This is a genomic window from uncultured Cetobacterium sp. (genome assembly GCF_947039425.1).
GTDB lineage: Bacteria > Fusobacteriota > Fusobacteriia > Fusobacteriales > Fusobacteriaceae > Cetobacterium_A.
Genome location: NZ_CAMQYW010000056.1, coordinates 1 through 9176, shown reverse-complemented (window position 1 = coordinate 9176; position 9176 = coordinate 1). Strand labels below are relative to the sequence as shown.

The following is a 9176-nucleotide window of genomic DNA, read 5'->3' as shown; positions in this document are numbered from 1 at the left end:
ACAGCTTTATGACCATACTCTATAGCTCGTCCCACAATCCCTTTTACATCTTCCACTCCACACATCTCACTCATTTTAGTATGTGTATGTAGCTCTATCATTTTCTCTTCTGCTGTATCTATTTTTTTAGCTTTAGTTTTATCTAGTTTATTTAATATATTAACAAGAATTACTTCTTCATTATTTTCAAAACTATCTATCTGTTTTTTCCCACTAATTTTTACAAAATCTCCAACCTTAACATCAAATTCTTCACGATTATTTAAGAATATTTTTGCAGTTATAGAATCTTCTCCATCTGTTATTCTAAGGACTTGAAGTATTTTTCCTGTTCTTAACTCTCTTCCTTCTGTTGCAAACAGTTCTCCTTCTACAACAGCTATCTCATTTTCTATTAACTCTTTAAATTCTGAAATTGGCATACTTGGACTTTTTATGCTTTTCTTTTTACTAAATCCGCCTCTACCTGTTGATACAGCTGATTTTATCTCAACCTTTGCTGTTTCTGAAACCTTAGTTACATTTTCCCTTTCAATATCAGCCTTAGTTGTCAATGTTATAATTTGCTTCTCTATATCATCTTCTATATTTTTTACTTCTGCATCAAAATCTCCAGATTTAAAATTAACTTTAAACCCTCTAACTCCATAGTCTTCTAATAAACTCTCAATCTTTCCATTTACATTGGAACTATAAAGTGTTTCTACTGCCATCTCATTTTTAAGCTCTATATTTACACTTTTATCTCCCACAGAAACTCTGTATAAGTATAAAAAAGATTTTGATATTGCATTTGTTTTTTTCAATTTTTCTATTACTTTTTCAACAATCATTAAAAAATCTTCTTTAGATATCTCTTTACATAAATAACTTACTTTAAAATCAATATCCACTTCACTTCCAAACTTTTTTTTCAAATTTTCATAAGCCTTATCTAGTCCAATTAAATCATGTGGGGTAGACACCACACACAGCATATCCATTTTTTTGTTTCTTTCACTAAAAATGATTTCTGTGATCTCTATGTTGTCTATCCCCATCTCTTTAAAAATATTTCTTTGAGGCTTGATTCTAATCTCTCGTCTCAATTATTTTTCTCCTAGTAATCTATCTAATATAATAGACACTGCTGATCTAACTGATAAATGATTATAATCAGAATTTCCTCTAATTGGCTCTAGTATATAATCTGACATATCCATAACTTCATCTATTAATCCCCATCCAGTTCCAAATAGGATTAAATATGGCTGATCATCATTCATCATTTTTTCTGATAAATTTTTATAACTTATTGAATTTGAAAAAGTTTTTGCTGATGTTGTAATTATTAAAGGTTTTTTTCCTTCTCTCTCTTCTATCTCTTTTATACTTCTTTCAATAGATTCATAAACTCTTGTTCTTCCAAAAGCTTCTTCTCTATCTCTATTATATCCTGCTCCCATACCTTCTTGCCAATACCCTATAATTCTTTCAGATAATTTTTTTTGAGCATCAACAGATACAATTATATGATACTGATTTACATCATATGTTCTACAAGTTCTTGAAATATCATGTATATCAAAATTTGTTACTGATGTACATACTATATCTCCTCTTTTGTTATAAACTGGTGAATGTACTAATCCTAAATATATTGAATTTCTCATCTTATACCTACCCTATCTTTTCTAGTTTCTTATATGTTTCTATTTTATCTGTATAAACTTTACTTGCATATTTTAAATACTCTTCATTTTCACCTGATAATTTCTTTAAAACTTTTGCTGGAGATCCTGCAATTAAATCTCCCTCCTCTGCAACTAATTTTGTAGTTACTAACGATCCTGCTGCCACTAAACAATTTTTAGGAATTTTAACTCCATTTAATAAAACAGATCCCATTCCAATTATACTATTATCTCCAATTTCACATCCATGTATTACACAGTTATGACCAATAGTTACATTTTCTCCTATTATTACAGGAAAAGGTGTATCTCCATGAACTGTTGTATTATCTTGAATATTTGAGTTATTACCAACAACAATTTTATTCATATCAGCTCTTAAAACTGCTGAAAACCATATAGTTACATTTTCACCTGTTTCCACAGCACCAATTATTGATGAATTTTCAACTATATGATTATTTTTACCAATTTTTGGAACTAAATCACCTAATTTATATATCATTATTTAACTCCTCTTTTATTTGATTTAATAGTTTTATTTCCAACTTAGAAAACACTCTATTTTCAAGAAGTTCTGGACGTCTTTTATATGTTCTTTTTAAGCTCTCTTTTAAACGCCATTCATCTATATTTTTATGATGACCAGACATTAAAACTTCTGGAACCTCTATTCCATTAAATTCTGCTGGTCTTGTATAGTGTGGATAATCAAGTAATCCATTATAAAAAGAGTCATTTTCATATGATTCTTTCTTTATTACTCCAGGAATCAATCTAATTATAGAATCTGATATTACCATAGCTGGCAACTCTCCTCCAGTTAATACAAAATCTCCTAAAGATATCTCTAAATCTACGCTACTCTCTATTACTCTCTCATCTATACCTTCATAATGTCCTGCTATTATAGTTATCTCTTTTTCATTTGCAAGTTCACACGCTAAACCTTGATTTAAACGAACTCCTTGAGGTGATGTATATATCACCTTCCCTTTATGTTCTTCTAAAGCCTTTATTAATGGCTCTGGCTTCATAACCATTCCAGCTCCACCACCAAAAGGAAGATCATCACATTGCTTATGTTTCCCCTCAGCAAAATCTCTTATATTAACTATATTTATTTCAACTTGCTCTTTTTCCACAGCTCTTTTTATAATACTATGACTCTTAAAAGAATCAAAAAACTCTGGAAATAATGTTAATATATTAATTTTCACAAATTACTCCTTAATCTCTCTCTTTTTTTCTCTCATTCCATCAATTATAGAAACTAAGATCTCTTTTTTATCAAAATCTAATTTTTTAATAAAAACATCTACATCAGGAATCATTGTTTCATACTCTTCATCCTCTATAACATATATATCATGAGCTGCAGTTTCATAAACATCAACTACCTCACCTAATAACTCTCCCTCTTCTGTTATAGCTTTCATTCCAATTACATCATTTGCTAAGAACTCCTCTTCTGTTATTCCTAGAATATCTCTTCTAGCTTTTATAACACCATTTTGAATGATTCCAGCATCTGTTTTATTTGTTATTTCTTTAAACTCCATAGTCCATTTTTTCCCAACCATTGGGGCTACCTTTGTTACAGTTAATATTTTTATCTCACCTGTTGATAATTCTACCATTACTCTGTTTCCTTCTAACACTTCTATTCCATCAATATTTGAAGTTACTTTAACAGCTCCTTTTAAATGATGAGTTCCTGAAACTCTACCAACTGATAATAACTCTTCCATTTTAAATTACCTCCATTTTATTAATCTACAAACTCCACATTAACATTTAATCTATCTTTTACTCCTGCTGCTTGCATAACTCCTCTAATAGAATTTGCAGTTAGTCCATTTTTACCAATTACTCTTCCCATTTCCCCTTGAGTTACACTTACTTTAAATGTTACTGTATCATCTATTAATTCATAACTTATTCTTATTCCTTCTTTAGTTTCCACTAATTCCCCAATAATATAATTAATTAATATTTCTAACTTTTCCATTTGATTCCTCCCTTAATTTTACAGTTCTCCAGACCAAGGTCCCTCTTCTACTATTTCTGCCATAACCCATTTCGCATTTAAATCTTCAACAATCATTCTAACATCATCTTTAAAATCTGTTGTTGAAACTATTGTTAAGTCTCCTGCATTTGCATCTTTTGTTCTAACTATTCCTACACCTTCATAAGCTTCCATAATTTTATTAATGAAATCAATATCCTCACGTTTGGTTTTTATTTTAAACTCATAACTATTACTTCCCATATATAACTCCTTTTAAGCTAAAAGGAGGCTTTCAAAAATCAGATTTTACCCCTCTTTTTTCATGCCTCTCTCATAAAAAAACTTTTTTATTTTTCTTCAAATAACTCTGCTAAATCTATAAATTGTTCAATTGTTAGATTTTCAGCTCTTTCTGTTTCTGGAATTTGAAGTACTGCTAATTTTTCTCTTATATAATCCTTTGAATAACCTAATGTTGCTAAGTTATTAATTATATTTTTTCTCTTATTTGAAAATGCTGCTTTAACATATTTAAAGAATAATTCTTCCCCAATTCTATCTTCATATCTTCTATCATTATAAAACTTTATAGACATAAAGGCTGAATCCACTTTTGGTGGTGGTGTGAAAAATGCTTTAGGTATAGTAAATAGATATTCTGCTTCCCCATAATACTCAACTGCTAAAGTTAAAACGCTTCTCTCTTTACCCGACTTAGCACAAACTCTTTCTGCTACCTCTTTTTGAACCATTATAAACATTTCACTAATTAAATCTCTATGTTCAATTATTTTATTTATAATTGGTGATGTTATATAATAAGGAATATTTGCCACTACTCTTCCATTTTTAATAACCTCTTTTAAATCAACTGTTAATACATCTTGCATTATTAAATTAAATTTAGAATTATCAGAATACTTTTTTCTTAATATTTTTTCTAAATCTGTATCAATTTCAATACAAGTTACTTTTTCAGCAGCTTCTAAAAGAAGAGCTGTTAAAGCACCCTCTCCAGGTCCAATTTCTATTATATGTTCATCTGACTGAACATTTGAAACTTCCATAATTTTGTTCAAAACATCGTTTTGATCTGTTAAGAAGTTTTGTCCAAATTTCTTTTTGTGTTTAAAGGACATAATACCTCCTAAATTACTATTTTTTTACTACTTTCCCTATATAAGGAAGGTTTCTATATATTTCATCGTAGTCTAATCCATATCCTAATACAAACTCATCAGGAATTTCAAATCCAATATATTCTCCAACCATTTCAACTTTTCTTCTACTTGGTTTATCTAATAAAGAACATACTTTTAAAGATTTTGGTTTTTTTGACATTAAGAATTTTTTTACAGATTCTAATGTTAATCCTGTATCTATTATATCTTCTATAATAAGTACATCTTTACCTGTTAAATCTTCATCTACGTCTTTTAATATTTTAACTACACCTGTACTATCTGTTCCACCATGATAGCTAGATACCTTCATAAAATCCATTGCTAAATCTAACTCTACATTTTTTAATAGATCAGCCATGAACATTATTGATCCCTTTAATAGTCCAATACAGATAAGATCAGTTCCCTTATAATCTCTCTCTATCTCTTTTGCTACCTCTTTTATTCTCTTTTGCAGCTCATCTTCAGAAATCATTTTCTCTATTGTGTAATCCATTTTTCCCTCCTAAATTTTAAATAATAGTTTACATAACATTCTATCATTTAACCTACTATTTATCAAGTAGTTATTGATATTTTAATGCTCATGTGTTATTATTTTAAGAGCATTTATAATGCTTTATTCTTTAGTTTTTAATAGGAGGAAAAGGATGAAAAAGTATTTGGCGTACCTCGTTTCTGGTATCCTTATCATCTTTATATGTTTTTTTAGTTTTAATATATTTTTAAAAATTTATTTCAATGAAAGATTCTACTCATTACCTAATTTAGTAGGTCTTACGTTAAGTGACATCAAACAAATAAAATCTGTTGATAAGATCACAATTGTTAATGCTGGAAGTCAATTTTCAAACTTCCCTGCTGGCACTATCTTTATGCAAAATCCCTCTGCTGGAAAAACTGTTAAGGAAGGAAGAGATGTTAGAGTTTGGATAAGTAAAGGAGAAGACAATTATGAAATTCCTGATTTTATTAATAATAATTTAGTAAATGTTTTACCTGATTTACATAAAAATGGTGTTAAAATTAAGAAAATAACTTATACAACATCAAACTTACCTTACAATACAATAATAGCCACTAATCCCACTGAAGGAAGTCTAATAAAAAAAGATATTGGTCTTTCATTTTTATTAAGTAAATCGAATACTCAATCATCTATTGAAGTTCCTGACACAATTGGATTTACACTTGATGAAGCTACTAAATCTCTTACAAGTAAAGGTTTAATTATTGGTGAGATTACAGAAAAAGTTGTACCTGGTTTAGAAAAAGGAATTGTTATTGAAGCAACTCATACTGGAGAAACAGTTCATGCTGGTACTATTATAGATATGGTTGTAAGTTATTAATTAAGGAGAGTGAGTCCCATAGAAGGAATAGTTATTAATAAAATCCAAGGATTTTACAATATAAAAAGTGAAGGTAATGAATACCTTTGTAAATTAAGAGGTCTATTAAAAAGATCTGACAAAAGAGAAAATTGTGCTGTTGGAGATCATGTAGTTTTTGATAATGATGGATTTATTACAAAAGTAGAGCCAAGAAAAAATCTTCTTAGAAGACCCCTTGTAGCAAATATTGATTATGGAGTTATTCAATTTGCAGCAAAAGATCCAGTTATTGATTATGAAAGAATTAATATTCTTGTTCTTAATAGCTTATATAATAAAATTGATCCTATTTTAATTATCAATAAAATTGATCTTTTAACAGAAGAGGAATTCCAAGAAATTAAAGAAAAATTAGCCTATTTAAATAAAATCAATATTCCTGTTTTCTATATTTCAACAGTTGATGGTACTGGTATTAAAGAATTAGAATCTTTTATAAAAGATAAAATCACAGCTTTTGGTGGACCATCAGGAGTTGGAAAATCTAGTATTCTTAACTTATTACAAGAGGATAAAGATTTAAAAACAGGTGAAACAAGTAAAAGATTAAGAGCTGGTAAACATACAACAAGAGATAGTAAGCTTTTACCACTTACTCATGGAGGTTTTGCTATTGATACTCCAGGATTCTCTTCAATTGAGATTCCTGAAACTGTTGATGCTCAAGAACTTATCTCTTTATTCCCTGAATTTAAAATTGATCAAGGATGTAAATTTAATAATTGTGTTCATATAAATGAGCCTGATTGTGCTATTAAAAATGCTGTGGAAAAAGGGGATATCCCAGTAGAAAGATACGAATTTTATAAACGTTGTTATGAAAAATCAAAAAATGACCTTTGGAATAGATATAAATAGTAAAATATGTTATAATTCTTGAGAAATAAGGTGTTTAGTTAAATAATTTTAAGGATGTGAAATTCAATGATAAAAAAAGAGATTAAAATAGCTCCATCTATACTTTCAGCAGACTTTAGCCAACTTGGAAATGAAGTTATTGCAATCGATAAAGCTGGTGCAGACTATATTCATATTGATGTTATGGATGGTATGTTCGTTCCTAATATTACTTTCGGTGCTCCTGTTGTTAAATCAATTAGAAATAAAACAAATTTAGTTTTTGATGTTCATCTAATGATTGAATCACCTGAAAGATATGTTGAAGATTTTGTTAAGGCGGGGGCCGATATTATTGTTGTTCATGCAGAAGCAACAAAACACTTACATAGAACTATTCAACTTATAAAATCATTCGGTATCAAAGCTGGTGTATCTTTAAATCCAGCAACACCTGTTGAAGCTATTAAATATGTTATTGACGATCTTGATATGGTTTTAATTATGTCAGTTAATCCAGGTTTTGGAGGTCAAAAATTCATTAAGAATACTATAGCTAAAATTAAAGAGGTTCATCTAATGAATTCAACTGTTGATATTCAAATTGATGGAGGAATCACAAATAAAACTATAGATGAATGTATTGAAGCTGGAGCAAACATATTTGTTGCAGGATCATATGTTTTTTCTGGAGATTACAAAGAAAGAATTAGTTCTTTAAAGGAGAGGTAACTATGAATATAAATAAAGTTAATGATGTTTTAGAAAACTTTTATAAATTATTTTACGAAACAGAAGACTTAGCTTTAAAAAGAGGTATTAAATGCTTAACTCATACTGAGTTACATATTATAGAAGCTGTTGGGAAAGATTCCCTAACAATGAATGAGTTATCTGATAGACTAGGTATTACTATGGGAACAGCAACTGTTGCTATTACTAAATTAAGAGAAAAAGGATTTATTGAAAGAGTTCGTTCTGATGCAGACAGAAGAAAAGTTTATGTTTCTTTATCTAAAAAAGGATTAGAAGCTCTTAATTATCACAATACTTATCATAAAAATATAATTTCAACAATAACTGAGAATATTCCTTCAGAAGATTTAGAACATTTTACTGATACTTTTGAGCTTATTCTTAAAAATTTAAAAAATAAAACAGAATTTTTCAAACCAAACTCTGTTGGAGAATTTCCTATTGGAACTTTAGTTTCTATAATAGAAGTTAAAGGAACTCCAATTATTCAAGATTATTTCTCAAATAATGGAATAGAACATTATACTGTTGTTACAATTGTTGAATCTGAAGATAAAGATCAGGTAGCTCTTGAAAAAGAAAATGGATCTATTTTAAAAGTTAATCTTTTAGATGCTAAAAATTTAGTAGGAATTAAGGTCGAAAATTAATGCTATATATTGATGGTATTTCATTAAATAAAATAAAAGATGAATTAGAAACTACTTTAAAAGGTAAAGGAGTTAATAAAATTGTTCAAACTAGCTCTCTTGCCATAAGTATGAATTTTGGAAAACAAAAACTTATTTTCTCTTGTTTTTCATCTCTTCCTTTATGCTACCTATCTGATCAAAAGGAAGAGAATCTTTTAGATGAAAATACTACTTTTTCATTAAATCTAAAAAAACAAATAAGTGGTTCATCACTTATTTCTATTGAACAAATTGGTTTTGACAGAATTCTTATTTTTAAATTCTCAAAGTTAAATGAACTTGGAGAGGTTAAAATTTTCAATCTATATTTTGAAATGATGGGAAAACATTCTAACTTAGTTTTAACAGATTCAAACAATAAAGTTATTGATTCTATTAAAAGATTTTCTTTAGAAGAAAATTCAGCAAGAGTGCTTTTCCCTGGAATCGATTATTCAAATCCAACAATTGATTTAAAAATTGATCCTAATCTTCTTTCAGAAAAAGATTTTAATATTGAAAAAGAAAATAATACTCTCATTAAAAATGTTGAAGGTATGGGAAAACTTCTTGTTAAAAATCTATCATCTTATGAGAAATTAACTTCTATTTTAAAAGATTCTATTTCACCTAAGCTTTTCTTAGAT

General features: G+C 28.4%; 13 protein-coding genes and 1 pseudogene. 5 read left to right on the top strand and 9 right to left on the bottom strand.

Annotated features, from left to right (window positions below):
- The 9 genes and pseudogenes from polC to hpt all read right to left on the bottom strand — a co-directional run.
- Positions 1-1088 (bottom strand): annotated as a pseudogene (polC, locus tag Q0V09_RS04840) (PolC-type DNA polymerase III); the annotation flags it as partial.
- Entirely contained in the window at positions 1089-1652 is a 564-nt protein-coding gene (locus Q0V09_RS04835; protein WP_297407342.1) for an RNA methyltransferase, read from the bottom strand.
- A 7-nt stretch (positions 1653-1659) separates the two neighbouring features.
- Positions 1660-2178: a gamma carbonic anhydrase family protein gene (locus Q0V09_RS04830; protein ID WP_297407344.1), complete on the bottom strand. Its 519-nt coding sequence runs from the start codon at positions 2176-2178 to the stop codon at positions 1660-1662.
- Complete coding sequence (gene trmD / locus Q0V09_RS04825) at positions 2168-2893, bottom strand: tRNA (guanosine(37)-N1)-methyltransferase TrmD (RefSeq protein WP_297407346.1); 726 nt, start codon at positions 2891-2893, stop codon at positions 2168-2170. Before trmD ends, Q0V09_RS04830 begins: the two co-directional genes overlap by 11 nt.
- A gap of 3 nt (positions 2894-2896) precedes the next feature.
- Entirely contained in the window at positions 2897-3424 is a 528-nt protein-coding gene (gene rimM, locus Q0V09_RS04820) for a ribosome maturation factor RimM (protein WP_297487423.1), read from the bottom strand.
- A gap of 20 nt (positions 3425-3444) precedes the next feature.
- Entirely contained in the window at positions 3445-3684 is a 240-nt protein-coding gene (locus tag Q0V09_RS04815) for a KH domain-containing protein (RefSeq protein WP_297408006.1), read from the bottom strand.
- 18 nt (positions 3685-3702) lie between these two features.
- Positions 3703-3948, bottom strand: a complete 246-nt coding sequence (locus Q0V09_RS04810) for a DUF4911 domain-containing protein (protein ID WP_297408004.1) — start codon at positions 3946-3948, stop codon at positions 3703-3705.
- An 86-nt stretch (positions 3949-4034) separates the two neighbouring features.
- Positions 4035-4826, bottom strand: coding sequence for a 16S rRNA (adenine(1518)-N(6)/adenine(1519)-N(6))-dimethyltransferase RsmA (gene rsmA, locus Q0V09_RS04805; protein ID WP_297408003.1), 792 nt, complete (start codon positions 4824-4826; stop codon positions 4035-4037).
- A gap of 16 nt (positions 4827-4842) precedes the next feature.
- Positions 4843-5367 (bottom strand): hypoxanthine phosphoribosyltransferase, encoded by a 525-nt coding sequence (gene hpt / locus Q0V09_RS04800; RefSeq protein ID WP_297408001.1) that lies wholly within the window; start codon positions 5365-5367, stop codon positions 4843-4845.
- 154 nt (positions 5368-5521) lie between these two features.
- Between hpt and Q0V09_RS04795 the strand changes: the two genes are divergently transcribed.
- From Q0V09_RS04795 to Q0V09_RS04775, 5 genes are all read left to right on the top strand, one after another.
- Positions 5522-6223, top strand: a complete 702-nt coding sequence (locus Q0V09_RS04795; protein WP_297487421.1) for a PASTA domain-containing protein — start codon at positions 5522-5524, stop codon at positions 6221-6223.
- A 9-nt stretch (positions 6224-6232) separates the two neighbouring features.
- Positions 6233-7123, top strand: a complete 891-nt coding sequence (rsgA, locus tag Q0V09_RS04790) for a ribosome small subunit-dependent GTPase A (RefSeq protein ID WP_297406978.1) — start codon at positions 6233-6235, stop codon at positions 7121-7123.
- 69 nt (positions 7124-7192) lie between these two features.
- Positions 7193-7834: a ribulose-phosphate 3-epimerase gene (gene rpe, locus Q0V09_RS04785; protein WP_297406980.1), complete on the top strand. Its 642-nt coding sequence runs from the start codon at positions 7193-7195 to the stop codon at positions 7832-7834.
- A gap of 2 nt (positions 7835-7836) precedes the next feature.
- Positions 7837-8508 carry a MarR family winged helix-turn-helix transcriptional regulator gene (locus tag Q0V09_RS04780; protein ID WP_297406975.1) on the top strand — a complete coding sequence of 224 codons (672 nt, stop codon included), beginning with the start codon at positions 7837-7839 and terminating at the stop codon, positions 8506-8508.
- Positions 8508-9176, top strand: a 669-nt coding sequence (locus Q0V09_RS04775) for an NFACT family protein (protein WP_297487419.1), incomplete at its 3' end; no start/stop codon positions are given. The genes Q0V09_RS04780 and Q0V09_RS04775, both read left to right, overlap by 1 nt.

What these genes read in the sequence shown, in the direction of transcription:
- Q0V09_RS04835 (WP_297407342.1), bottom strand. Translation starts at nt 1,652, where the DNA reads ATGAGAAATTCAATATATTTAGGATTAGTACATTCACCAGTTTATAAC.
- Q0V09_RS04830 (WP_297407344.1), bottom strand. Translation starts at nt 2,178, where the DNA reads ATGATATATAAATTAGGTGATTTAGTTCCAAAAATTGGTAAAAATAAT.
- rimM (WP_297487423.1), bottom strand. Translation starts at nt 3,424, where the DNA reads ATGGAAGAGTTATTATCAGTTGGTAGAGTTTCAGGAACTCATCATTTA.
- Q0V09_RS04815 (WP_297408006.1), bottom strand. Translation starts at nt 3,684, where the DNA reads ATGGAAAAGTTAGAAATATTAATTAATTATATTATTGGGGAATTAGTG.
- Q0V09_RS04810 (WP_297408004.1), bottom strand. Translation starts at nt 3,948, where the DNA reads ATGGGAAGTAATAGTTATGAGTTTAAAATAAAAACCAAACGTGAGGAT.
- rsmA (WP_297408003.1), bottom strand. Translation starts at nt 4,826, where the DNA reads ATGTCCTTTAAACACAAAAAGAAATTTGGACAAAACTTCTTAACAGAT.
- hpt (WP_297408001.1), bottom strand. Translation starts at nt 5,367, where the DNA reads ATGGATTACACAATAGAGAAAATGATTTCTGAAGATGAGCTGCAAAAG.
- Q0V09_RS04795 (WP_297487421.1), top strand. Translation starts at nt 5,522, where the DNA reads ATGAAAAAGTATTTGGCGTACCTCGTTTCTGGTATCCTTATCATCTTT.
- Q0V09_RS04780 (WP_297406975.1), top strand. Translation starts at nt 7,837, where the DNA reads ATGAATATAAATAAAGTTAATGATGTTTTAGAAAACTTTTATAAATTA.